This is a genomic window from Arthrobacter sp. Soil_N43 (assembly GCF_057655195.1).
Genome location: NZ_JBDGML010000113.1, coordinates 1 through 25325 on the forward strand (window position 1 = coordinate 1; position 25325 = coordinate 25325).

22 protein-coding genes are annotated in these 25325 nt (G+C 62.0%); 17 read left to right on the plus strand and 5 right to left on the minus strand.

Features of this window, described 5'->3' with window-relative positions:
• Both AC3A3W_RS16710 and trpB read left to right on the plus strand, forming a co-directional pair.
• The coding region (locus tag AC3A3W_RS16710) for an aldehyde dehydrogenase family protein (protein WP_487444124.1) at positions 1 to 718 on the plus strand (718 nt) is incomplete at its 5' end.
• Positions 719 to 838: 120 nt separating this feature from the next.
• Complete coding sequence (gene trpB, locus AC3A3W_RS16715) at positions 839 to 2146, plus strand: tryptophan synthase subunit beta (protein WP_487444125.1); 1308 nt, start codon at positions 839 to 841, stop codon at positions 2144 to 2146.
• A 99-nt stretch (positions 2147 to 2245) separates the two neighbouring features.
• Here trpB and AC3A3W_RS16720 read toward each other — a convergent pair whose 3' ends face one another.
• On the minus strand, positions 2246 to 3430 hold the full coding sequence (locus AC3A3W_RS16720; RefSeq protein ID WP_487444126.1) for a Gfo/Idh/MocA family protein: 1185 nt from the start codon (positions 3428 to 3430) through the stop codon (positions 2246 to 2248).
• Between the two features lie 179 nt (positions 3431 to 3609).
• On the opposite strand from AC3A3W_RS16720, the gene AC3A3W_RS16725 reads away from it, so the two are divergent.
• The 15 genes from AC3A3W_RS16725 (at position 3610) to AC3A3W_RS16795 (ending at position 19987) form a co-directional block, all read left to right on the plus strand.
• On the plus strand, positions 3610 to 4377 hold the full coding sequence (locus AC3A3W_RS16725) for an SDR family NAD(P)-dependent oxidoreductase (RefSeq protein WP_487444127.1): 768 nt from the start codon (positions 3610 to 3612) through the stop codon (positions 4375 to 4377).
• Between the two features lie 53 nt (positions 4378 to 4430).
• Positions 4431 to 6191 (plus strand): dihydroxy-acid dehydratase, encoded by a 1761-nt coding sequence (locus AC3A3W_RS16730; RefSeq protein WP_487444128.1) that lies wholly within the window; start codon positions 4431 to 4433, stop codon positions 6189 to 6191.
• Positions 6192 to 6256: 65 nt separating this feature from the next.
• Positions 6257 to 7270: a D-2-hydroxyacid dehydrogenase gene (locus AC3A3W_RS16735; protein WP_487444129.1), complete on the plus strand. Its 1014-nt coding sequence runs from the start codon at positions 6257 to 6259 to the stop codon at positions 7268 to 7270.
• Positions 7271 to 7302: 32 nt separating this feature from the next.
• On the plus strand, positions 7303 to 8760 hold the full coding sequence (locus AC3A3W_RS16740) for an APC family permease (RefSeq protein WP_487444130.1): 1458 nt from the start codon (positions 7303 to 7305) through the stop codon (positions 8758 to 8760).
• A gap of 34 nt (positions 8761 to 8794) precedes the next feature.
• Positions 8795 to 9802, plus strand: a complete 1008-nt coding sequence (locus tag AC3A3W_RS16745; protein ID WP_487444131.1) for a Gfo/Idh/MocA family oxidoreductase — start codon at positions 8795 to 8797, stop codon at positions 9800 to 9802.
• A 311-nt stretch (positions 9803 to 10113) separates the two neighbouring features.
• Positions 10114 to 11001, plus strand: a complete 888-nt coding sequence (locus AC3A3W_RS16750; protein ID WP_487444132.1) for an ATP-binding cassette domain-containing protein — start codon at positions 10114 to 10116, stop codon at positions 10999 to 11001.
• A complete protein-coding gene (locus tag AC3A3W_RS16755) occupies positions 10998 to 11996 on the plus strand; it encodes an ABC transporter permease (RefSeq protein WP_487444133.1) in 999 nt (332 codons plus the stop codon). Before AC3A3W_RS16750 ends, AC3A3W_RS16755 begins: the two co-directional genes overlap by 4 nt.
• Positions 11997 to 12087: 91 nt before the next feature.
• Complete coding sequence (locus AC3A3W_RS16760; protein WP_487444134.1) at positions 12088 to 13056, plus strand: sugar ABC transporter substrate-binding protein; 969 nt, start codon at positions 12088 to 12090, stop codon at positions 13054 to 13056.
• A 124-nt stretch (positions 13057 to 13180) separates the two neighbouring features.
• Positions 13181 to 16117, plus strand: coding sequence for an FAD-binding and (Fe-S)-binding domain-containing protein (locus AC3A3W_RS16765; protein ID WP_487444135.1), 2937 nt, complete (start codon positions 13181 to 13183; stop codon positions 16115 to 16117).
• Entirely contained in the window at positions 16118 to 16315 is a 198-nt protein-coding gene (locus AC3A3W_RS16770) for a hypothetical protein (RefSeq protein ID WP_487444136.1), read from the plus strand.
• An 81-nt stretch (positions 16316 to 16396) separates the two neighbouring features.
• A complete protein-coding gene (locus tag AC3A3W_RS16775; protein ID WP_487444137.1) occupies positions 16397 to 17125 on the plus strand; it encodes an SDR family NAD(P)-dependent oxidoreductase in 729 nt (242 codons plus the stop codon).
• A 234-nt stretch (positions 17126 to 17359) separates the two neighbouring features.
• Positions 17360 to 18148 (plus strand): SDR family NAD(P)-dependent oxidoreductase, encoded by a 789-nt coding sequence (locus AC3A3W_RS16780; RefSeq protein ID WP_487444138.1) that lies wholly within the window; start codon positions 17360 to 17362, stop codon positions 18146 to 18148.
• Between the two features lie 12 nt (positions 18149 to 18160).
• Positions 18161 to 19021 (plus strand): fumarylacetoacetate hydrolase family protein, encoded by an 861-nt coding sequence (locus AC3A3W_RS16785; RefSeq protein WP_487444139.1) that lies wholly within the window; start codon positions 18161 to 18163, stop codon positions 19019 to 19021.
• 39 nt (positions 19022 to 19060) lie between these two features.
• A complete protein-coding gene (locus AC3A3W_RS16790) occupies positions 19061 to 19501 on the plus strand; it encodes a cupin domain-containing protein (protein ID WP_487444140.1) in 441 nt (146 codons plus the stop codon).
• 183 nt (positions 19502 to 19684) lie between these two features.
• Complete coding sequence (locus AC3A3W_RS16795; RefSeq protein WP_487444141.1) at positions 19685 to 19987, plus strand: Dabb family protein; 303 nt, start codon at positions 19685 to 19687, stop codon at positions 19985 to 19987.
• A gap of 898 nt (positions 19988 to 20885) precedes the next feature.
• Here AC3A3W_RS16795 and AC3A3W_RS16800 read toward each other — a convergent pair.
• From AC3A3W_RS16800 to AC3A3W_RS16815, 4 genes are all read right to left on the minus strand, one after another.
• Positions 20886 to 21554: a TetR/AcrR family transcriptional regulator gene (locus tag AC3A3W_RS16800; RefSeq protein WP_487444142.1), complete on the minus strand. Its 669-nt coding sequence runs from the start codon at positions 21552 to 21554 to the stop codon at positions 20886 to 20888.
• A 180-nt stretch (positions 21555 to 21734) separates the two neighbouring features.
• A complete protein-coding gene (locus AC3A3W_RS16805) occupies positions 21735 to 23213 on the minus strand; it encodes an APC family permease (protein ID WP_487444143.1) in 1479 nt (492 codons plus the stop codon).
• A gap of 139 nt (positions 23214 to 23352) precedes the next feature.
• On the minus strand, positions 23353 to 23784 hold the full coding sequence (locus AC3A3W_RS16810; protein ID WP_487444144.1) for a Rid family hydrolase: 432 nt from the start codon (positions 23782 to 23784) through the stop codon (positions 23353 to 23355).
• Positions 23784 to 25178 (minus strand): flavin monoamine oxidase family protein, encoded by a 1395-nt coding sequence (locus tag AC3A3W_RS16815; protein ID WP_487444145.1) that lies wholly within the window; start codon positions 25176 to 25178, stop codon positions 23784 to 23786. Before AC3A3W_RS16815 ends, AC3A3W_RS16810 begins: the two co-directional genes overlap by 1 nt.
• Positions 25179 to 25325 lie beyond the last annotated feature (147 nt).

Here is a 25325-nt window from a genome sequence, read left to right on the forward strand (position 1 = left end):
AGGCGCCATTGTGGGTGAGCAGGCCGGACGGGCATTGAAGAAGTGCGTCCTTGAACTTGGCGGGGCTGACGTGTTCCTGGTGCTCGACACGGACGATGTTGACGTCGCGGTTAGGAAGGCCGTCATGGGCCGTATGGGAAACACCGGCCAGTCCTGCAACGGTTCCAAGAGGATCGTGGTGATGGACAAGTACTTCGACGAATTCTCGGAGAAGTTCAAGACTGCGATTGCCGGCCAGTCCTACGAGAACGGTGATTTCGGCCCGCTCTCGTCGGATTCGGCCACCAGGTTCCTGACCGCACAAGTGCAGGGTGCCCTGGAGCAGGGCGCCGAAATCCTGGTGGGCAACAACCAGCCCGAGGGAAATGTCTACACCCCGACGGTGATCACCAACATCACCCCGTCCATGGACGTCTACAGCGAGGAACTCTTCGGACCTGTCGCACAGTTGTACAAGGTCAGCAGTGACGAGGAAGCGATCAAGCTTGCCAACTCCTCGCCCTACGGCCTGGGATCGGTGGTGATCTGCGACGACCTTGACCGCGCCGAGCGAGTCGGCAACCAGCTCGACGTCGGGATGGTGTTCGTCGGCGCCTACGACCTCAGCGGTGCGGACGTTCCGTTCGGTGGCGTCAAGAAATCGGGTTACGGACGGGAGCTTGGCAAGGTCGGCATGCTGGAGTTCGCCAACAAGAAGCTGTTCCGCTTCGCGAGGTAGCGCAAAACCGGCGCTGCGGGCCGAGGGTGGGGATGGGTCTGCGGCACCATTCACCCGCATGCCGTGCGGGTGACTGGTGCCGGGCATCATCCACCAGAATGACGAAGGATGGTAAGACTAGTGGCGCATGTTCCAGCAGCCAGCTCTGGCGATGACCAGGCCAATGATTGCTTAGAGGATGGCGCCTCGCTGCGTTACGCCCCCGGACCCTACTTCGGAGCATACGGCGGACGCTGGATGCCCGAGTCACTGATCGCTGCCCTCGACGAGCTTGACGACACGTTCCAAAGGGCGAAGGCCGATCCGGGCTTCGCCGCACAAATCGCAGACCTGAACAAGAACTATGCCGGTCGGCCTTCGCCCCTGACCGAGGCCAGGAACTTTGGAGAGCACGCCGGAGGGGTCCGGATTTTCCTGAAGCGGGAGGACCTGAATCATACCGGCTCGCACAAGATCAACAATGTGCTGGGCCAAGCACTCCTTGCCAAGCGCATGGGCAAGACACGTGTTATCGCCGAGACGGGCGCAGGCCAGCACGGTGTGGCCAGTGCAACAGCGGCAGCCCTACTTGGCCTCGACTGCGTCGTCTATATGGGCGCCGAGGACTGCCGTCGTCAGGCGCTGAACGTGGCAAGGATGGAGCTCCTGGGCGCCACCGTCATCCCGGTCGCCACGGGTTCCCAGACTCTTAAAGATGCCATTAACGATGCCCTCCGGGACTGGGTGGCGAACGTTGATAACACCCACTACATGCTGGGCACGGCAGCGGGCGCCCACCCATTCCCGGCGATGGTCCGGTATTTCCACCAGGTCATCGGCGATGAGGCACGTAGCCAGGTGTTGGAACGGACCGGCCGGCTGCCGGACGCGGTTTGTGCCTGCATCGGCGGTGGGTCCAACGCCATCGGCATCTTCCACGCCTTCCTGGACGACCCTGCCGTGGGGATCCACGGCTTTGAGGCCGGCGGGGCCGGCGTCGAGACGGGCCGGCACGCGGCCCCAATCACGCTCGGACTGCCGGGCGTGCTGCACGGGGCCCGGTCTTACCTTATGCAGGATGACGACGGCCAAACTATCGAATCGCATTCCATTTCTGCGGGACTGGATTACCCCAGCGTCGGGCCGGAACACTCCTACCTCGCCGACATTGGGCGCGCCAAGTACGAGCCGATTACGGATGCGGAAGCTATGGAAGCGTTCGGTCTTTTGTGCCGCACCGAGGGAATCATTCCTGCCATCGAGTCCGCTCACGCACTCGCCGGTGCCATTAAGGTGGGTCAACGGCTGGCGGCTGAGGGCGGCGCCGCTGCCGAAGCGGGCCACAAAGTTGTGATCGTGAACTTGTCCGGCAGGGGAGACAAGGATTTGGCCACCGCCGCGGAGTGGTTCAACCTGAACAAGGACTTCGTTGAGGCAGCCAGAACATAAAAAACGGAGGCCGGATCATCACGATCCGGCCTCCCTTCCTTGTGATCCGGCCTCCCTTTCCTTGTTCAGGAGAGCTCAGCAGCCTGGGAACCCAGGTGCTCAGGCCTGGTAGGTCGTGTGACCTGTAACTTCCGGAATCTCAATCCAGCCGCCGGAGCCAGCGCTGCGCAGCGATGCATCCACCAGTTCGGATGCGGACCAGCCGTCGGCCGCGGAGGGTCCGAGCTGCCTGCCTTCGGCCACCGACCGCAGGAACAGGGCAGCCTCGATGGTCTTGAGGTCGTTGAACCCGATACCAGGGCCCGGACCGGGCTGGAAGCGTCCAAACTCCCCGAATGTGGGAGGAGTCATGATGGTGCGGTAGCCGCTGCGGTCCGTGGCGAGTTCCAGCTGGTTCATCCGTTCGAAGTTCCAGCGCAGGGATCCTTCCGTGCCGTAAACCTCGATGATGTATTCGGCGTGCGGCCCGATCGCGACGCGGGTGGATTCGAACATACCGATTGCGCCGCCCTCGAAGCGGGCGAGCATGGCGGTGTAGTCCTCGTTCTCCACCTCGCGGGTGACGTCGGACGCCTGGCCCATGTCGAAGGAATTGGAGGAGTTGCCGGCGGGCAACGGTCGGTCCTTGATGAACGTCTCGGTGACGGCATTCAGGGAAGTGATCCGGCCAACCAGGAACTGGGCCAGGTCGAACCCATGGCTGAGGACGTCGCCCAGCACGCCGGAGCCCGCGCGCGCCTGCTCGTACCGCCATGTAAAGACCTGGGTGGGGTCCGAGGCATAGCCGGTGAGGAGGCGGATCTGCACGTTGGTGATCCGGCCGAGAGTGCCGGACCGGATGAGCCGCCGGGCTTCTGCCACGGCCGGTGCGTGCCGGTAGTTGAACCCTACCGATGTGATGAGTCCTGCGGCTTCGGCGCCCTGGGCTATCTCCCGGGACTCCTGCGCGCTGCGGCCCATCGGCTTCTCGATCCAGAAATGCTTGCCGGCTTCGATGGTGGCAAGGGCTATCTCATGGTGCAGGAAGTTGGGGGAGCAGATGGATACAACATCCACGTCCGGGTTTTCGAGGACCTTGCGGTAGTCCGTGGCCGTCTCCCTATAACCGAGCGCATCCTCGGCGTGCTGACGGCCGGCGTCGTCGGGATCAGCGGCGATCACAAGCTCGGGGTGCCGCGGCAGTTCCGGGAAGAACTGCCTGGTGGCGAGGTAGGCGCGGGAATGCAGGCGGCCCATCCACCCCACCGATACAAGGCCAACCCCAATGCGGTTTTTCTGTTCCAAGAGGACTCCTTAGTCTTGCCGCCCTCAGGCGGTAGCGTGCCGACTGTGGCGGCATCTGCGATCAGCCTAAGAACGCGGAGGGTGTGCGCTGTGTCTCAATGTGAGACATCCGGCGGCAGCCTTGCGCTGATGGAGTGGTACGTAACATCAGCCCACGCCAGCAAAGGAGCCCGTCGACAATGATGGACCGCAAGCGTAAGACCCGAACGGAACCCCTCCGGGTACTCATCACGGGCGCCACGTCCGGCGTCGGGGAAGCGACGGCCAAGCTTTTCGCCCAGCGTGGTGCCCGGGTGGCGTTGCTGGGCCGACGGCCGGCGGAACTCCGGCGCGTTGTCGAAGAGATCGACGGCGGTGCGCACGCGGTGGTAACCGACGTCGCCGACGCCGAATCCGTCAGGAACGGGGTCCGCGGGGCGATCCATTCCCTCGGTGGCCTCGACGTGGCCGTGAACGCTGCCGGGGTTGCCAGCTACGTTCCCCTCCAGGACTTGGATGAGCACCGCTGGCATGAGGTGCTGGACACCAACCTCTCCGGCACGTTCTACGTCGCGCGGGAAGCCGGCCTCCACATGCGGAAGTCCGGGGGAGGGGCCATAGTAAATGTCGCTTCGGACCTCGCTGCCATGGGAGTTCCCGGATTGGCCCACTATTGCGCGGCCAAGGCCGGCGTGGTGGGACTCACCAGGGCGCTGGCTCTGGAACTGGCGCCCGATGTCCGCGTCAATGCCGTCTGCCCAGGCCCAATTGACACGCCCATGCTGCGGGCTGGGTTGGATGCGGAACCGGACCCGGTCCTGGCTCTGCAGCAGAAAGAAAGCACTGTGCCGCTGAGCCGCCTCGCGGACCCGGAAGAAGTTGCCGCTGCCATCTACTTTCTTGCGGTCGAGGGCACGTTCGCGACCGGAACCAGCATGGCGTTCGACGGCGGCACTTCCGCCGCATAACTGCCTCGCCAACACCTCACAAAACTCAGACAAGCCAAGGAGCTTTGAAAGATATGCCAGAGTCGAAGTACAACGACCTTCGCAGCGCGCGCTGGTTCGCGCCGCACGACCTCACAGGATTCGTGCACCGCACGGCCATTCAGGCCGAAGGCTTCTCACGGTTTGCCATTAAGGACAGGCCTGTTGTCGGGATTGCGAATTCATGGTCCGAGTTGGTCAACTGCAATATCCACTTCAAGCTGCTTGCTGAGGCGGTGAAGCGTGGTGTCCTTATAGCCGGCGGCCTGCCGCTTGAGTTCCCCACCATCTCTTTGGGCGAGAGCCTCATGAAGCCCTCCGCAATGCAGTTCCGCAACCTGATGGCAATGGACGTAGAGGAATCCATTCGCGCCTACCCACTGGACGCAATAGTGCTGCTGGGAGGCTGTGACAAGACTGTTCCCGCCCAGCTGATGGGCGCAGCCAGTGCCGATATCCCGACCATCATGTTGACCGGTGGGCCGCAGGAGCCTGCGCACTTCCGGGGGAAGCAGCTCGGGGTTGGCACGGATACGTGGAAGTACGCGGACGAACTGCGGGCAGGCAAAATCACAGAGGCAGACTTTGACGAACTTGAGTCGGCCGCGAAGCCTTCTGCCGGACACTGCAGCGAGATGGGCACAGCATCCACCATGACGTCCCTTGTTGAGGCACTCGGCATGTGCCTGCCCGGCACCGCGTCCATCCCTGCAGTCGACGCGCGTCGCGCCGCAGCAGCCGAAGCGACCGGCCGCAGGGCAGTGGAAATGGCGTTGTCGCAGGGTCCAAAACCCAGCGAGGTGCTGACGAAGGAAGCCTTCGACAACGCCATCACACTGCTCATGGCCGTGGGCGGTTCAACCAATGCCGTTGTACATCTCCTTGCGCTCGCCCGGAGGGTGGGTTACGAACTGCAGCTGGACCGATTCCACGAGATCTCGCAGCGGACACCGCGCATAGTTAACGTCCGCCCCTCCGGGGAATACCTTGTACAGCAATTGTTCCAGGCAGGCGGTATTCCCACGGTGCTTAAAGCCCTGGCACCGCTGCTCAACAAGGACGCGATCACCGTCACCGGCGAGTCCCTGGAGAAAGGCTTTAGTTCGGCACCCGAGCCGGACGGCGCCGTCGTAAGTACGCTGGAGGCGCCATTCGATGCCTCAGGAGGCATCGCCGTCGTCCGCGGCTCTCTGGCCCCGAACGGGGCGGTGATCAAACGGAGCGCTGCGTCCAAGGACCTGTTGCAGCACAAAGGCTCTGCCGTGGTTTTCGAGGACATCTACGACCTCGGACGCAGGATCGACGACCCGGACCTGGACATCACAGAGGACTCTGTGCTGGTGCTGCGCAACAGCGGCCCAGTCGGAGCGCCCGGCATGCCCGAATGGGGCATGCTTCCCATTCCGCAGAAGCTGCTGCGCAGGGGAGTGCGCGACATCGTCCGCATTTCCGATGCCCGGATGAGCGGGACCGCGTTCGGTACGACCGTGCTGCATGTCTCGCCGGAGGCTGCCGTGGGCGGACCGCTTGCAATTGTCCGCGACGGAGACCCGATCGTGCTGGACGTGGAGAACCAGCGCCTGGACCTGGACCTCCCCGCTGAGGAGATCGAAGCCCGGCTCGCCGGACTCAAGCTCCCCGAGCCAAAGTACCGGCGCGGATACGGGCGCCTCTTCATAGACCACGTCAACCAGGCGCACGAGGGCTGTGATTTTGACTTCCTGAAGGGCTTGCCGGATGAGGAGCCGCAACGGCTGCCCTATGGCCTGATGAGCGGTTGGCAGGGCGGCTGGTAAACAGCCGCAATCACGAACAAAGGATTGAGGGCAGTTCCTGCGGGAACGGCCCGGAAGGAGACGGCGTGTCACGACCAAAAGTGATGGTGATTGTCCAGGAGGGCCGCCCGGTTCCTCCTCTAGAGCGCTTGGATGAGGAGGCCGAGGTCGTCGTCGTTCGAACGGCAGATGAGTTCCGGGCTGCCCAGCCCGGAACTCAAATACTGTTCCTTAACGATTTCCGCACCAAGCTCCTGCGCGAAGTAGGCCCCGGGGAACTGCGGTGGATTCACACGTCCAGCATCGGCGTCGACAGCCTCATGACCGATGAGATCATCAACAGCGACATCCTGGTCAGCAACTCGCGGGGGGTGTGCGAGCGGCCCATTGCAGAGTGGGTCCTGGGCGTACTGTTGATGTTCACCAAGGACCTGCGCCGCACCATAGAACTTCAGCGGGGGCGAATATGGCAGCACCGCGAAACAGAGCCGCTGCTGGACCGAAAGGTCCTTGTAGTTGGCCCGGGGCCGGTGGGGCGGGAAACGGTCCTCTTGCTGCGCGCGGCAGGCATGGATGTGACCGTCGTAGGCAGGACTGCCCGGGACGACGCGCAGCTTGGGGCCATCGCGTCTTTCGACGACCTCGACGTACTCCTCGGGGAGGCCCAGGATGTGGTCTTGACGCTTCCGCTGACCCGGGAGACCCGGGGCCTGTTTAACGCGGCCCGGTTCGACAGAATGCGGCAGGGCGCCCGATTGGTCAATGTTGGCCGCGGCGCTGTAGTGGTGGAACAGGATCTCCTCGACGCCATCGACGCAGGACATTTGGGTGCAGCAGCCTTGGATGTCTTTGAACATGAACCATTGGCAGCGGAAAACCCGCTGTGGAGCCGCAACAACATCCTGGTGTCCCCCCATGCCTCAGGCGACCTGATCGGATGGCGTGGCCGGGTGGTGGACTGCTTTGCACGGAACCTGCTGAACTGGAAGACAGGCCAGCCGCTCAACGACGTCGTTGACCTGAAAAAGCTGGGTCCAGCTGCTCCAAAAATCGTGTCCCAAGCTGGTACAGTGCTCCCACAATCCGCGTCGGTAGTGTGATTCTGCACTACAACTTGAGTGACGAGGATTACATGTCAAGCACAACAAAAGGTACGACGATAACGCCGACCCAAACCCAGGACGCCAAGCTCAGCGGAAACATGGGCGTGGGCGAGCTCGTGATGAACGTGCTCGCCTTCTCCTCCCCGCTGACCACCGTCGCGGGCACCCTGCCCGTGCTGCTCCTTTTCAGCGGCCACACTGCTCCGGGCATCTACCTTCTGGTGACCCTGATGCTGCTGATCTTCTCGGTAGGTTTCGTCAAAATGAGCCGGAGCGTCGAGGCCCCGGGAGGCTTCTACTCCTTCGTTACAGCAGGCCTGGGAAAGCCAGCAGGCCTGGGAGGGGCGCTCCTGGCCCTGGTGGGGTACGTCTTCATCGGGTTCTTCGCACCGTCCCTGTTCGCACTGACGCTGCAGAGCTTTGTGGTGAACACCCTCAACGGTCCGGATGTCCCCTGGTACTGGTACGGGCTCGGCATCATTGCCATCACCACCGTGTTGGCGTACAACCGCATCGACCTTTCCGCGAAAGTGTTGACCGTGGTCATGCTGCTCGAGTCCGCCGTCGTCATCGTCTTCGATGTTGCCGCATTCGCCTCGGGTGACGTCGCACAAGGCGTAGGGTTCTCCATGCCATGGATCACCGACGCCGGCCTGGGCCTCGCGCTGCTGTTCGCCGTTGGCAACTTCTTCGGCTTCGAAGCCACGGTTATTTACCGGGACGAGGTCAAGAACCCCGACCGGACCATCCCCAGGGCCACCTACCTGGCCGTGGTCGGTATCGGCCTGTTCTATGCAGTGGCGGCCTGGGCCTACACGGCGTTCCTGGGTGCCGATAACGTCCAGGCCGCGGCCGAGGCCAACACAGTGAACCTGTTCAACGACGGCGCCACTGCACTGGTCGGCAGGATCTTTGCAGATATCGGGGTAGTCCTGCTCATCACATCGATCCTGGCCTCGATGCTCTCGATCCAGAACATCGCGGCCCGGTACAGCTTCTCGCTTGGGGCTGATGGAGCGCTTCCTAAGGCCCTGGGCCTGGTGCACCCCCGGCACAAGTCTCCTTACGTCTCCGCACTTGCCGTCGGCGCCCTGTGGGCAGTGGCGACAGTGGTGTTCACCGTGATTGGGACTGCCCCTGAGGCGCTGTACCCGATTGCCAGCGGAAGCGGCACCTTCTCCGTCCTGCTCCTGATGTTCATCACGAGCTTCGCTGTACTGGTGTACTTCCTCCGCCGCCGCAGCTTCGCTCCGGAATCGGTATGGAAGACTATCCTGGCGCCAATCGTTAGCGTGATCTTCCTCGGCTTGATTACCTACCTGGCCATCGCGAATTACCCCGAGCTGATCGGCGGCTCGACAGTCATGACGGTCATTTTCATGACCTTCACTTTCGCGTTGTTCATTGGCGGAATTGTTTATGCATACTTCCTGCGGTCAAAGCGCCCGGATGTTTATGCCCGGTTGGGCCGGCAAAAGATCGACTAAAAATTCCCCCCACTTTAATATCTGGAGATCTGCAATGACGCAACAGATCAGAGTTGGCCTGTTCGGGACCGGCAGGATCGGTCAAGTACACGCCATGAGCCTGGCAACCTTGGAAGAAGCAACGCTGACATGGGTATGCGACCCCTTTATTGAAGGCGCCAAGCGCACGGCCGGCGAGTTCGGTGGGCGTGTCAGTGATGACCCCGAGGAAGTGTTTGCCTCTGGGGAAGTCGATGCCGTCATTGTGGCCTCCCCAACGGCCACCCACGTGGACCTGATGGAAAAATCGATCGACGCCGGCATTCCGGTGTTGTGCGAGAAGCCCATCGACTTGGAGATTTCCCGTGTGGACGCACTCCGGGCCAAGGCAGCCGCCACGGACGTCCCCATTGCCTTGGGCTTCAACAAACGCTTCGACAGGCACTTCGTGGAGCTCAAACGTCGCGTTGCGGCCGATGAAATCGGGGTTCTGGAGCAACTGGTGATCACCAGCCGCGACCCAGGGGAACCGCCGGCGGCCTATCTTCCGCAGTCGGGGGGAATCTTCCGGGACATGACCATCCATGACCTGGACATGGCCCGCTACTTCATTCCAGACATCGTTGAGGTGTCATCCCGGGGTGCGAACGTGTTCAGCGACAACATCCGCCAGGCCGATGACTTCGATTCAACCGTGGTCACCCTGCGGGGTTCCAGGGATGAACTCGTGACTATCCTTAACTCGCGTCATTCCGCGTTTGGCTATGACCAGCGCATCGAAGCCTTCGGTTCAACGGGGTTGCTCCAGGTAGCCAACAAGAACGACAGCCTGGTCCGGCATTGGGGCGCCAGGTCCGTCGAGGGGATCAGCCCCTACCAAAGCTTCTTCCTGGAACGCTATGCGGAGGCCTACCGTCTGGAAGTTGCCGAATTCCTCCGGGCAGTCCGTGGGCTTCCATCAAGAAGCCCTGGATTCGAGGACGGACGCGCTGCGCTGATTCTTGCGGACGCGGCGGAGCAATCCGCCAGGACCGGTAAGGCGATAGCGGTCGATCTCAGCTAGCTGTTCAAAATGCCGCCTGCTCCGGGCTTCTGACGTTTTCGCAACGACGTCAGAAGCCCGGAGCCAGGCTTTTTTGCGCAAAAGCTGCTCGTTTTGAATCGTCTCAAAGAGCCTGTTCCAAACTGGCACACATGTCTGTTCCCCCCATCCGTCAAAGTTCAAGTAAGTGAAACAGTGTGGCGAAGGTCACGGGCTGATGGGAACTCCTTGGAGTCACCCCCGAGCCTGCAGAATCAAACAACGTAGTTTGGCTCTCCTTCGTCAACGTTTTTCACCGGTTCATTTGCACGGCCCTATCTAACGAGGATGAGATGACCGACGCACCACCAGCGACCCCTCCCTTGGTTGCCCTCAAAGACATACATAAGACGTTCGGGGCGGTATCCGCATTACGCGGAGTCAGCATCGATGTCATGCCCGGCGAGACCTTCGCGCTCCTTGGAGACAATGCCGCCGGCAAATCCACGCTCATGAAAGTACTGACGGGCGTCTACCAGCCCGATCGGGGCTCCATCGAGCTGGATGGGAAGAAGACCGAATTCCCTACGCCTTCAGCATCCCGCGACCAGGGGGTGGAGATGGTGTACCAGGACTTTGCGCTGGCAGACAACCTGGACGTCCGGACCAACGTGTTCCTGGGACGGGAACCACAGAAGAACATCCTTGGTCCGTTCCTGCGGATTATCGACCGCAAGAAGATGGAAGCCGAGACCAACCGAGTGCTTGAACGGCTGGATATTCCCATCAACCCCCGCCTCAAGGTCAAGCGCCTCTCCGGTGGCCAGCGGCAGGCCGTCGCAATTGGCCGCGCATTGGCCTTTGATGCCCGCTTGATCATCATGGACGAGCCCACGGCAAACCTGTCGGTGGCCAAAGTGGACAAGCTTATTGAGGTGACCCAGCGACTCAAGGACCTGGGTATCGCCGTCATCATCATCACCCACCGCCTGGACGAGGCGTTTGCTGTTGCCGACAGGTTCGCCGTTATGCGCCAGGGACAAGTCGTGGGGCGCTTCAACGTAGGAGACGTCAGCGAAGCCGAGGTCGCACACCTCATTTCCCACGGCACCCTGGACAACTATGTCGACAACGGGACCGGCATTCCCGAGGAGCGCCGCAAGATCGGCAGCACCTCTTCCTTGCCCGTTGTGGACGCCATGGCGGCACGTGGAGCAACTTTTAACGGGAGCGACGCATGAGCCTCACCATGGAAAGCCTGAAGACGAAGCTGGGCCCCGCGGACCTCGCGGACGGTGCCCTGTCCACCAAGGTCAAGCGCTTCGTCGGGGACTACGGGATCCTGATCTTCTTCGCCCTCATCATCATTTTCCTTGCGGTTGCGGCACCGAACTTCCTGACGCTGAACAACGTCGTCAACGTAGTCCGGCAGTCATCAATCATCGGGCTGATCGCGCTGGGCATGACCTTCGTCATGATCACGGCCGGCATCGATCTGTCCGTAGGGTCCATCGTCGGCCTGGCCGGCATGGTGTTCGCCATCATGGCACCTGCAAGCGGCGGGGCCTTCTGGATACCCCTGTTTGCGGGCCTGGCAGTGGGGCTGCTCGTCGGCTTCCTGAGCGCAGCAATGGTGGTGTGGGGCGCCATCCTGCCTTTCCTGGCGACGTTGGCAACGATGGCGATCGCACGCACGGCCGCCTTGGTTATCACCGACGGGCAGGTGGTATCCGGACTCAGCGGACCCGCGGAATGGCTTGGATCCGGATTTGTCGGTCCGATCCCGGTTCCGGTCATCATCTTCCTGATCGCCGCCGTTATCTGCGAGTTCGTGCTGAGCCGCACCAAGTTCGGCTCCCACGTGTACGCCGTGGGCGGCAATGAGGAATCTGCAAAAAAGGTGGGCATCTCCACCTCCCGTGTGCTGTTCACCGTCTACCTGATCGGTGGCCTGACAGCAGCACTGGGCGGCCTGGTCCTCACGGCCCGTCTTGATGGTGCCGCACCAGTTGCAGGTACCGGCTATGAGCTCCAGGTGATTGCCGCCGTCGTAATTGGCGGCACGAGCCTGTTCGGTGGCGTAGGCACTGTCAGGGGCACGGTGATCGGCGTGCTGCTGCTCGGCGTCGTGATGAACGGCATGAACCTGCTGGGCGTCTCCTCGTACTACCAACAGGGCGTCCAGGGAGTCATCCTGGTCCTCGCCGTGCTCCTGAACCGCTGGAAGTCGGACTAACCACCGCGAGACAAGATGGCCCGCACCGCGGGCTCTCGCAATTATCAACAAAACAACCTCCCAAGCATCAAACCCATTGAAAGGAACAACCATGGGAATGCGACAGAAGTTCGCTGCTGCCACCGCCATGCTGGCCGCTGGTGCCCTTACCCTGACGGGTTGCGCAGGCAACAGCGCTGCCAGCAGCTCCGGGGACTCAGGTAAGTCCTACAACATCGGCGTTGTAGTGCTCGACCTGCAGGACCCGGATCTGGCACACATGACGGATGCGATGAAAAAGGCTGCCGACGAAAAGGGCGTCAAGCTCAACATCACGGACTCCAAGAAGGACGTCGGCAGCGAACTCAACCAGGTGGAGGACCTGCTCACCCGCCAGGTGGACGCAGTTATCATGCAGCCACTGGACGGGGAAGGCAGCCAGAACGCCGCCAAACGGGTTATTGAGGCTAACGTCCCCCTCTTCATCCTCTCCACTGAATTCGCAGAAGGCGCCGATGTGGCCTACAAGAGCTACATCGGTGTGGACGACACCGTGGCCGGTGAAATGCAGGCGGAGTACCTGAACAAGACCCTGCCCGAAGGCGGCAACATCGTCTTCGCCGCGGGCATCTACGGTGCCTCCTGGACCGATCGGCGCAAGAAGGGCTTCGACAGCAAGATCAACGAGAACTTCAAGGTGGTGGCGGAATTCCAGGCGAAGGGCAGCCGTGACGAGGCCAAGCGAAACATGGAAGACACCCTGCAGCGCCTCGGCAAGGGCAAGATCGACGCGGTGGTGGCCAACAATGACGAAATGGCAATCGGTGCAGCCTCAGCCATCGCCGACGCCGGCCGCACGGCCGAATTCAAGGCGGTAGTCGGCGTCGACGGCACCGAACCCGCACTCCAGAACATCAAGGCGGGCACCATGTCGGCAACGGTCCGCCAGGACTCTGCAGGGCAGGGCGTAAAAGCGGTGGAAGTTGTGACCGAATTCCTCAACGGCGCAAACGTCGACAACCGATACACGCTGCCTTTCACGCTCATCACCGAGGAAAACCTCTCCGAAGTCCTGAAGTAGGCAGTTTCCAACGGAGCGGGCGCAATGGATCCATCCGTTGCGCCCGTTCTGTTTTGGCACACTCCGGCAGCGCACCCTCCTGCCTACACTTCCTTGGGATAACCGACGATTGGAGAACGCGACCATGCCCGATAGCGGCGGAGACACGAAGCTGAGGCAGTTGACTGCCGCGTTGCAAGGGCACGGAATCGAGGTGGATGATTCTCCCCGGCGGCTCTCCGAGTACTCCTACGATGCCTCCAACTACCGCATCCGGCCCGCCGCCGTTGCCTTCCCGGCGACTGTCGAGGACGTGCGGGCAGTCCTGCGGGCATGCTCGGCATTGGGCGTCCCCGTCACTGCCCGCGGCGGCGGCACCTCGATGGCGGGCAACGCCATCGGCAACTCCTTGGTGATCGACCTCTCCCGTCGCATGACGTCGGTGGGGAGGCTCGACGCCGGCCATGCAGCGGTGTGGGCGGACGCGGGCGTTGTGCTGGGGGAGCTGCGCTCATACGTTGAGAAGGCCACCCATGGGGTGCTGACTTTCGCTCCGGACCCCTCCTCAATGACGCGGGCCACGATCGGAGGTTCGATCGGCAATGATGCCTGCGGAAACCACTCCGTGGCCTACGGCCGCATGACCCATCACGTCCAGGAACTGGAACTCGTCACTGCCGACGGCGCCCACCTCCACGCTGGGCGGGACTTCCTGCGGGCGGTGGATGAAACGGACCTGCACTCCGTTGCCCGGGCCATCCAACTGCTGCAGGGCCTGAAGGAGTTGGCACAGGCAAACCTGGGTCCACTCCGCATGGAGCTGCAATCCATACCCCGGCAGGTTTCCGGATACCACCTGGGACATCTGCTGCCGGAACACGGTCTTAATGTTGCCGCCGCCCTCGCAGGCAGCGAAGGTACATGCGCCGTTGTGGTGCGGGCCAAGGTGGGCCTGGTCCCTATGCCGCGCACCACCGCCCTGTTGTGCCTTGGATACGCGAACACCATTGAATCGGCACGCGATGTGGTCACCATCCTGGCCGCGAACCCCAGCGCGATCGAAGGCCTCGATGCCTCGATCGTGGACATCATGCGCCACCGGCGCGGCGCCGCCAGCGTAGATTCCCTGCCGCAGGGCAAGGCCTTCCTCATGGTCGAGTTTTCCGCTGAGACGCTTGAGCAGGCAGCGTTCGATTGTGAACGCCTGCTGGCGAAACTCGGCGCCGAGGGCCGGGTGGTTGACCATGCCGTCGTCACGGAACCCGGAGAACGCGCAAAGCTGTGGCGGGTGCGCGAGGACGGTGCCGGGCTCTCATCACGGAGGATCGACGGGGTCCAGACCTGGCCGGGCTGGGAAGATTCCGCTGTGGCACCGGAGCGGCTGGCAGACTACCTCTCGGAATTGCTGCCTTTGGTGGAGAGGTACGGCTACACCGCTTTCATGTACGGCCACTTCGGCGCGGGCTGTGTCCACATGCGCCTGGATTACGATTTCCGAAGTGACGCGGGGCGGCAGGCTTTCGCCGACTTCACCCGCGAAGCGGCCAGGCTGGTGGTAGCCCATGGCGGTTCGCTGTCCGGGGAACACGGTGACGGGCGGGCGCGCAGCGAACTGCTTGAGGTGATGTACTCCCGCGGGATGGTGGGCATCTTCAAGGCATTCAAGCACCTGTGGGATCCTGCGGGGATCCTCAACCCGGGGATCATCGTGGATCCGCAGCCTTTCGCTGCGTCGCTTGCTCTGGAAGGTGTACCCCAGCCTGCGACCGACCACGTTGAGCTGCACGCGGTCCCGCGTGCCGCCGTCGTACCTTCCTCCGACAACCGAAGCTTGCTCCCGGTGGTGGATCCCTTCGTTGGCAATACCCATGCCTGCATCGGGGTGGGCCGCTGCAGGGCGACAACCGGCGGGTTCATGTGCCCCAGTTATCGGGCCACCAAGGACGAGAAGGACTCCACACGCGGCAGGGCAAGGGTCCTGCAGGAACTGACGCGGACCAGGGGAAGCAGCCGCAACGGCTGGTCGAGCCCGGAAGTCCGGGAGGCCCTGGACCTCTGCCTGTCCTGCAAAGCCTGTTCCGCGGACTGTCCCACGGGCGTGGACATTGCAGAGGCCAAGTCGCAGTTGGTGGATGAGCACTACCGCGGCAGGATCCGCCCGTTCACGCATTACTCCATCGGCTGGCTGCCCCGGTGGCTGCCGCTGTTGACCAGGGTCTCCGCACTGGCGAACCTCGGCACCCGGATCCGGCCGTTCCGGTTCGTGGGGGAGTTGCTGGGCGTCAGTGCACGACGGCGGCTCCCGGACTTCGCGCAGTCCAGCCGTATCCGCCGGCGGGTGCTGGAAGCCGGCTTCGTCGGCGACGCTGATGTCCTCCTGTTCATCGACAGCTTCACCCGAGCCTTCCGGCCCGAGGTAATTCCGGCAGCGGCGCGGGTGCTTCGCGCTTCCGGCAGCTCTGTGGGATGTGCACCGGACGCCTGTTGCGGGCTGACGTGGATCTCTACCGGGCAGCGTGAGGGTGCACGACGGCGGCTGGCCCGGTTGATCGGCAAGCTCGATGACGGCACGGATCGGGACATTATCGTCCTCGAGCCCAGCTGTGCGGCGACTATCCGCGACGAAGGTCCCAAGCTGGTGGGCGGCGCGGTTGCCGCCAGGGTGGCGGGAAGGGTCCGCTCGTTTTCCGTGGCCGTGGATGATGCCATCAAGCGCGGGTGGAAGCCGGCTACGACGCCGCCGGAAACGGCCGTGTTGCAAACCCATTGCCACGAGCACGCCGTGTTTGGTTCGGGCGCCCAGAAGCGCGTCCTGGAAGCCTGGGGGGTGTCGAATCTCGTGGAGTCGTCCTCATGCTGCGGGGTGGCCGGCAACTTCGGCTTCGAGGCTGAACATTTCGATATGTCGATGAAGGTTGCCGGGCATTCGGTCATACCGGCCTTGGCCAAGGGCGATGCTGATGCGCTTGTCCTTACAGATGGGTTCAGTTGTGCCATGCAGGTCACGCAGGTTGACCCGGAGCGCTCCAGCGTGCATCTGGGGCTCGCGCTGGATCCTGGTTCGGCGGACGGGGTGGCGTAGGTGGAGTACTTCGGAATATTCCTGATCCTGTTGGCGGCCGGGCTGAGCCTGCTTGGGCGACGTTCAACCAGGGCTGCCCGTCAGCCTCGTCCCACGGCCACCTGGCGCGTCATCCCTGCTGTTCCGCCGGATGCGGCTGCCTTCCTGGTGGCCCTGGCCGGAATCTTCATCTTTGCCACGAGCACCAACATGCGGTGAATCGCGGCTGTGTGTTCGACAGGCCGGCCGGGCCAACAGGATCCAATACCTGTTCCTTGATCTCGTTGCTACGGTGAGAGGGTGGACCTCTACCTGCAGAACCGCGTCATACTAGTGATCGGCGGGCACGGCTTGATCGGGAGCGCCATAGTGCAGCAGTTGCGGGCGGAAGGGGCCATAGTTGTTCCTGCGTCGAGGAATGCGCAGGACGGGATCGTCCTCGACGCCGCCGATGACGAGTCGGTGCAAAGCGGCTTCGCACACGTCCGCCGGACTCACGGCCGCCTGGACGGGCTGGTTGTCACTGCGGCGCCGAGTGCACGAACCCTAGATGCGTCAAAGAACGCTGAACCGCAGCAGGTGCAGCAGGCATTCGAGGCGAAAGTGCTTACTTTCGTGCGTGCTGCCAATGCAGCACTTCCAATCATGCAAGAACAACGTTACGGACGAATTCTTGGCATTAGTGGTCAAAATGCCTTTCTGACTGGCAACGTCGCTGGCTCGATTCGCAATGCCGGCCTTATCATCGCGGCAAAAAACCTTGCCGACTCGCTCGTTGGTACCGGTATCACGGTTAATACCGTCAGCCCGGGAAAAGTCGTGGAAACTCCGTCCCAGACCACTGAGCGCGGAGCGAGCGGGCAATGCCGACCCAGCGATGTGGCGGGTCTTGCTGCATTCCTTCTGTCGCCGGTCAGTGAAGCGATTTCCGGTGAATCCATCGCAATCGGACATCGAGTACGGGGCGTGATCCGCTGCTCAGTCCGATATGGCTGGGTTTCGCTGATACGAATACCCACCGCTGAGTAGGTTGCAGAGCTGGCAGCGCGGCGAGGAACCTCCTCCACAGAAACCAGCGTGCCCCAGGGCCTGGATATGAGGGTTGGGCTTCCCCTGCTGGCGTAAGAAGCTCGTCGGCGATCTTTTTTCTATAGAGGGGCTGTTTTTTGGCGTGATCTTTGCTACATTTGCTTCCTAACGTTAGTTAGCTCCTTCTAACGTTTCAGTACTAGGGCGCAGTGACGCGCAGGAGGAAGGGCTCTCATGGCTGGAAGGCTTGAAGGCAAAGTTATTGGAATCACCGGTGGGGCCAGTGGTATGGGTCTTGCTTTTGGTGAGGCGTTCGCTCGTGAAGGTGCGAAGGTTTTGATCGTTGATTTGAATGAGGACGCCGCGAAGAAGGCTGTTGAGGGCATCGTTGATGCCGGCGGTTCGGCGGCCTACGCTGTCGCGGATGTCGTTAACCGTGCTCAGGTTGCGGCAGCCGTTCAGAGGGCTGTCTCCGAATTCGGTCGCCTTGATGTGTGGTTCAACAATGCGGGCTTTAACGCTCCGATGCAGTTCCTCGACATCACGGAGGAGAACTTCCGGAAGGTGATGGACATTAACACTCTGGGCATTCTGATTGGCACCCAGGAGGCTGCCAAGCAGATGATCGGCCAGGGCCAGGGCGGGAAGGTCATTAACACGTCCTCGATTGCGGGCAGGGAAGGTTTCCCTACGTTCGCGCCGTACAGTGCGTCAAAGGCGGCGGTGATATCGCTGACCCAGTCCGGAGCGAAGGCCCTGGCGAAGCACGAAATCACCGTGAACGCGTTCGCCCCGGGCGTCGTTGCAACACCATTGTGGGACAAACTCGACGAGGACCTGTACGCGATCGGGGACATCGAAAAGCGCGGCACTGCTTTGAATGAGTTCGAAAAGGGAATCATCCGGGGCCGAAAGGCGTACCCGAAGGACATCGTTGGCACTGCCTTGTTCTTGGCGTCGGGCGATTCCGATTACATGACGGCCCAGTGCATCATGATCGACGGCGGAATGACGCTGGTCTAGGGGAAACTGCTTATGAAGCTCGGCACTGTCCGGTACGGCGAGCAGAGCCGTGCGTTCCGGCAAGACGGTGACAGGACTTTCTACTACGACGTCCAGGATGTCGGCAGCCTGTTGAATATCCCTGACTGGGAGCGGCTTCCCGCACAGGAGGGCGAAGTACCGGCGCCGGATGATCTGCTTGCTCCTGTCACCCGACCGGGAAAAACCATCTGCGTGGGCCTGAACTATTACGACCATGCCGCGGAGGTTGGCAAACCGGCGCCGGAAGTACCCACCCTTTTCAGCAAGGTGTCCACAGCATTGACCGGGCCCCGGCACGAGATCCGGCTGCCAGGCCTGAGCACCGAGGTCGACTGGGAGGCTGAACTGGCCGTGGTCATCGGTCAGCGGACCCACCAGGCCAACGAGCAACAGGCGCGTGACGCCGTCGCCGGCTACACAGTTCTCAATGACATCAGCATTAGGGACTGGCAACGCCGCACGTCGGAATGGTTCCAGGGCAAGAACTTCGACAAATCTACACCCGTGGGACCGGTAATGGTCACAGCCGACGAAATCGACCCGGAAACCGGCCTGCGGGTCGAGACCCTGGTCAACGACACAGTAGAGCAGTCTGGCACCACATCAGACCTCATCTTCAGCGTCACCGAGCTCGTGCTCTACATCAGCCAGTTCCTGACCCTGGAACCGGGAGACATCATCGCGACCGGAACCCCCGGAGGTGTCGGATTTGTCCGGAAGCCACCGCGCTTCCTCCAATCCGGCGATGTCCTTCGCACATGCATCGAAGGCATCGGCGACCTGCGCAACACCATACGCCTTGGAAACGATCAATCAGCGGCGCCGGCCGCACAGCACATCCGAGCAACCTGAACAGCCCGCCTGCAGCGGACACCATGAAAGGAAACAACAATGACCGAGCAGCGTACGGAGTACAAGCGCCCCAGCGTGACCAAGGCAGACGCTCTGCCATACCTCGACCAGGACCAGACCTCACAGGCCCGCCGCTTCGCCGGCGTCACACCCCGGAACACCGAGGTCGAGCACCTTTGGTTTGGCAAGGTCTACACCGCAGTGGGTGAGGCATCAGCCCCCCACCACCACGGCATTGCTGAAACAGGCGGATACGTTCTGCAGGGCAGCGCCTTCCTCCGCTTCGGCGAACGATTCGAGGAAATCGTCTACGCCGACGAAGGAGACTTCATCTTCGTACCCCCGCACATGCCCCACATCGAAGGCAACGCAAGCCGCACCAAGGAATTGATCTGGCTCACGACCCGCCAGCCGGACAACATCGTGGTCAACCTCCAAAACCAGGAGATCGCCGATATCGACATCGACTACCGCGACTAACCCTCTCACTGGGCACCCCTCAACGCACCACCCGCCCCCCGGACCGGCCTCGCAAATCCGGCCGGGGGTGCACTGCGTTCAGCCCGACGTAGGCATCGGGGGCGAAAGGGAAGCAGCGCGGTGCCACGCCCCTCGGCACTCCGAAGCCGGGGACACCCCACCAACTATGAGAAATGAGACAAATTGATCCAGCACGTAGTCGCTTTCCGCCTAAGCGCGGAAGACACGCAGGGTAAGCGCCGGCAATCGAACTTGGCCCAAGCCGAACTCCGAAAACTGGATAGCCGCCAGATCCCCGGCCTGCTCGACCTTCAGGTTCGACCCGACCTTGGCAAGGACAGTACGCACTGGGACCTGGTCCTCGTGTCCCACCACGAATCAGAAACCGCCCTCGCCGAATACATGGCCCACCCACTACACATCGCGGTAGCCAAGGAAGTAGCCACCCACGTCACCGAAAAAGCCATTATCGATTCAGCGCTTTGAGCCCAAAATTACCGGCCCGTGCGCCGACGATTTGAACTGCTCCGCTCAGGCCGGACTGTAGATACAGTTGCTGACATGAGGGGAGCAGTTTTGTGTCGACGGGGAGTTGGTTGTCTGAGGAGCATCGCGGGGCCGCGGGGGCGTCGTTTGAGCGCGGCTGCAGGTCTGCACCGGCGGCCACAATGCCCGGTGTGAGCACGAATTACCAAGCGCGTTACATGACCGGTGGAGAGCGTGCGGTTCCACCTGTCGTCGACGTAGCACATCAAGAAGTGGCCAAGGGTACCCGCAGCGAAAGCGAAGACGGGCGGCGCCCCGGCCGATAGGTCGACCAAAGGCACTCAGGTAGCGCCGTAGGCGGAGTCGGAACTGCAGACGTTGCGCAATGAGAACGGGCGACTGCGGACAGCCGCTTGGTCTGGTCTGCGAGGCCCGGCGGAAGAAGCGCCAGCAGCTGAACCGAAAGTTCCGACGCCACAGCTCCGAACGAAAAGCGGGCCACGGGGGGAGACCGAGTTCCACGTCGGCGACCGGAAGTTTTACCTCTCACCCGTCGTGTAAACCTCTTCGACCGGCAGATGAATTCCTAAACCGTTGGTACGTCGCCGAACCTTCGCTCACCAACAGTCCGCTGCCCGAGGCCGTGGCGACGATTGGGGGACCGGCTGAAACTCTAGAGCTCCGGTTTCTCACCACCGGCGCATCGGAAACAGAACTGTACGAGTACATCCACTCGTTGCAACACAGGAAGGGTCGCGACAAAGCGCAAGGGCCTGAGCCTGGTGCAATACTGGCTCAGGCCCATGCGGCGCAGGCTCTATCTGGCCGGTTCCAACTTTCGGAATCGTTCAGACACCTGACATGTCCGGGGTAGGCGCCAGTTGTCGCTGGTTCCCAGTTAGGTGGTGCTGGTTAGAAGGTGCGCATCCAGAGTGGCTCTGGAGGTGCGTATGGCGGCATCTGCGACGCGGTCCGCTTCATCGGGGTTCCCAATCCAGTGGCTCCAGGAGTGGACCCCATCGAGGGTCGTGATAACGATCGCTACAGCGAGGTCGATGTCGCCTTGGTATCCCATGTCCAGGGCGGCTCCCTTGAACAGGGCAGCGTTCAGGTCAACGAGATGGTTGATGTCCTGGCGTGTTTCGTCGGGGAGGAACTGGGTTATCCGGTCGGTTGACAGTATCAGGTCGAACATGTCGTTTTCGGGGTCCTGCAGCTGTCGGCGAACATGGTGATCGACCAGTGTGGTCCAGAAATCCGATGCATCCGTGGTGGTTTCGACGGCTTCGATGGTCCCTTTGGCAAATTGGTAGAAGTGCCAGCGGAGGGCTGCATTTACTACTTCTTCCCGGCCGCCGGGGAAGTGGCTGTAGAGGCTTCCGGCCTTCATGTTGACGTGCCTGGCCAGGCCGCGCATGGTAACTGCTGCGTAGCCCTCAGTGGTGACGATGCGCAGGAATGCGTCCAGGATGAGCCGCTTCCCGTCGGTCAGCTTTGACCAGTCGAAGGTGGCGATCTCCTTCCGCACAACGTCAAGGGCCTGCACGCGCTGCGCTGTCTCTGGCATGTCACTCCTGGATCTGTGTCATTGATGGTTCTCGTTCGTGCCGTGCCCCCGGTGGGACCGTCTTCCCATCGTAAGTCCAATGCATGAGGCTGCGACGTTTGCTGCGGCTGGGTAAGAGTGTCAAGTGGCCGGAAATGTCTGAGGGGGCGGCCAGTAGGCGCCCCCTCAGACCATAGTGGGTTAGGACATGTCTGGCTCGGCTGTTTCCTGCCGGCCCAAGCCTGCATAGATCTGCGGCTTGGCGGACCGAACGTATGCGGCGAACAGGATACCGAGCAGGAGGCTTGCGCCCAGGACATACAGAAGCCCAAGGTTTTGGCCGGGTTCACCACCGACGACGAGTTCGAAGCGCATGATGGCGAACACCACAACAGCCGTGAGCGCAACCGCGGACACGATAGGGGCGATGAACACCTTCCAGTTGTTTTCGCTGGCCGGCACTCCCTTACGGAAGAAGAAGGCCGCGACCGCGAGGCTCACCAAAGCCATGAGTACGAGAACGCCCGTGGAACCAAGACCGGCCATCTGACCGTAGAACTGCCCGGGGTCCGCGCCTGAGATGACAACGGAAAGCAGGGCCAGGGCGATCACGACGGACACCGTGACAGACGCCTTGTACGGGGAGTGATGGCTTTTGTGGACCCTGGAAAGGTAGGACGGCAGCGCACGGTCAGAGCCGATGTTGAACAGGTAGCGGGCGATGACGTTGTGCGTGGAAATCAGGGCAGCGACGCAGGAGGATGCCACCAGGACCAACGAGACGTTGGAGAAACCGGGCACAACGAACCGGTCGAGGGCGTCGTTGAACATGCCTGCCGGGTTGTTCGTGGCGGTTTCCACGGCGGAGGAGCCGTAGGCGCTGACGAGGGCGTAGCAGGACAGGCAGTACAGCAGACCGACGAAGATCACCGCCAGATAGGTGGCCCGGGGAACGGTCTTGTTGGGGTCCTTGACCTCGTCTCGGTAAAGAGCGGTCGCTTCAAATCCGATGAACGTCAGGAACGCGAAGAGCAAGGCCACGCCAACCTCGCCTTGGGAGAAGAATTCCACGGCGTTGAAGGGTGCGGCAGACAGTCCTTCGGCTCCTCCCTTCGAGAGGGTAGCGACGTTGAAGGTCATAACGATCACGACTTCCAGGACCATGACCACGCTCAGTACTTTCGCGGAGAGCTCGATATGGAAGAAGCCGAGGACACCGACGAGTGCCAGAGCGGCGAACGACCATACCCACCATGGGGTTTCCGGTCCGCCGAAACTCTGGATCAGCGCCGCCGTGGTGATGCCGGTGAATGAGTACAGTCCCGTGATGATCATGGAGTACGAGACGATAGCGAGGTAGGCGCCGCCCAGGCCCACGATCTTTCCCAGGCCCATGGTGACGTAGGCGTAGAAGGCGCCCGGGCGGGGGATGTGCTTGGTCATGGTTGTGAATCCGACCGCGAAGATGGTCAGGGCGACTGTGGCGGTCAGGAATGCAATGGGCGACGTCGTCCCGGCGAAAAGGACCGTGAAGGCGATAAAGCCTGAGACGGTGACGATCGGGGCGGAGAATGCGAGCACGCTCAGGACGAGCGAGGTCGTGCCCAGGTCCCCCGAGAGCCGGTCTTTGGTCTCGGTGGTTGCGGCGCTTGGGGCCGTGGGAGGGGTTGTATTCCTCATTGTTGTTTGCCTCTTTTTGATGCGAATCAATATATAGGACCGGGAGCCGCCCCCAGCTGGCCGCCAGAAAAGAGTTGGGACCGTGAGGGGTCCCGCCTGTGCGGCCGCCCATATAATGAGCGGGCGGCCGTTACAGGAGTCAGGAGCGGACGCGCGCGATGGCGCCGATCTCGATCAACGCGCCTTCTCCACCAAGGTCAGCGACCCCGAAGCCCGTCCAGGACGGGTAGGGAGCGGGGAAGAAGCGGGACTTGACCGGCAGGAACCACTCGTTGGTCGCTGCCATTCCGCCCTTGTGAAAGGTCTGCAGCTGCACGATGTCCCGCAGCGTGGCCCCGGCCTCGGCGAGGATACGTTCTACTGCAAGGATTGCCAGCTCTGCCTGGCGGGCGCCGTCGGCCGGGATGGTGCCGGTTTCGTCGATTCCAAGTTGACCGGAGACGAAAATGAGAGATCCGCTGCGCACGCCGGGGGCGAGGCCGTATGTCTCACCGACTTCCTCCATACCTTCGGGGATGAGGTACGTAAAGTCAGTGGTGCCGGTCGGTGTCGTTGATTCTCGTGTTGTCATCAGACTGCTCCTGCCGTGAGTGCTTTATGGGTGGCCAAGATGCTGTGTGCTGCAGCTTCGCCGGCCCGGACGGCGCCTTCCATATAACCGGTCCACATCGAGGCCGCTTCGGTGCCGGCGAACCGCAAGGGTCCCACCGGTGCGTTCAATGCATCCCCGATCTTGCTCAGCAGACCCGGGGGCATCACCGTGACCGGTGCGCCCATCGTGTACGGCACACTGGGCCAATCAGTCTCGTGGTAGCCCAAGACATTCGCCGCTTCCTGGCCAAGGACGGCCACGAGGGAATCAAGCACGGCCTTCCTGCGGGCGTCCGCTCCGAGACCGAACCAGGCGTCATAGTCCTTGCCGCCGATGAATGCCACGATCGTTGCCCAGTCGTCCCCGGGGCGGGTGACGTCCAGGGAGAGATAGCCCAGGTCCAGATCGAAGACTTCGCCAGAAAGTCCTGCATCACGCCAGAACGGCCGGCTGTACCGGACCTGAACTTTCGATTCCCGGCCCATGGGAGCCCGTGCCTGAAGCTGGCGGCGGGCAAGAGGCAGTTCAGGGGAGAACCGGATTACATTGGCAGCCGAGGGAGGGACAGCAATTGTTGCTGCCGGCGCGGTGAAACGCCCCTTCGAGGACTCCACGACCACAGAGTCCTGCGTGTAGGACACGGAATTGACCGGGGCGTCGGTGACCACGGTGATACCCGGGAGTTCAGCAATGCGCTGGGAGATCTGCTGGGAACCGCCGAGCCAAAGAGCATCGTTGGCGGTTACCTGCAGCGCACGCATGCCCTCGCATTTGGCAACGTACTGAGCCCAAAACAGCATGGACATCTCGGTGGTATCAGCACCAACAATGATGTTCAGGTCTGTCCTGACAATACGGCGCGCCACAGGGTCTGGGACGTTCTGCTCAAGCCACGATTCAACCGTCATCGCGTCCAACGCCACATGCTCGGCGTTGTCCCACGGACCTTCGGCGCCTACGAGTTCGGCCAACTCATCAAAAAGCCCGTTGACCCTCGTCAACTCAGCGTCCAGCGCGGTTGAACCTGCCACAGAATCGGGGTAGCCGCCATCAGGTGCCCGAACGACTTGGCCCTCGGCCCGGTACGTCATGCTGCCCGACGGGCGGGCCGGAACCCACGAAAGGCCAAGAGTCTCCCCAAGGAGACGGGACCGGTCATGCGTCGTGCCGATCAGCATGCCGCCGAGATCCAACGGACCACCAGGCGTGTCCGGGTCCGAGTGCGTCCGACCGCCGACGCGGTCTTTAGCCTCCAGCACAGTGACCAACAGTCCCTCCTGCGCCAAGGTGAAAGCGGCAGCCATTCCCGACAGGCCGCCGCCCACGACAATGGCATCGGCGTGGTGGCCGACCTCGTTAATAGTGGATGACATTGTGAAGTTCTTCCTGCTTGTAGGGTCCGACCCAGCCACAGCCCAGCTGTTACGGTGTCGGGTTCCTAGTGATGTACGTAACGAGAGTGAGTGAGCTAACTAACGTTAGGCAGCAATCTAGCAAGAAAGATGGTCGCTGTATAGAGG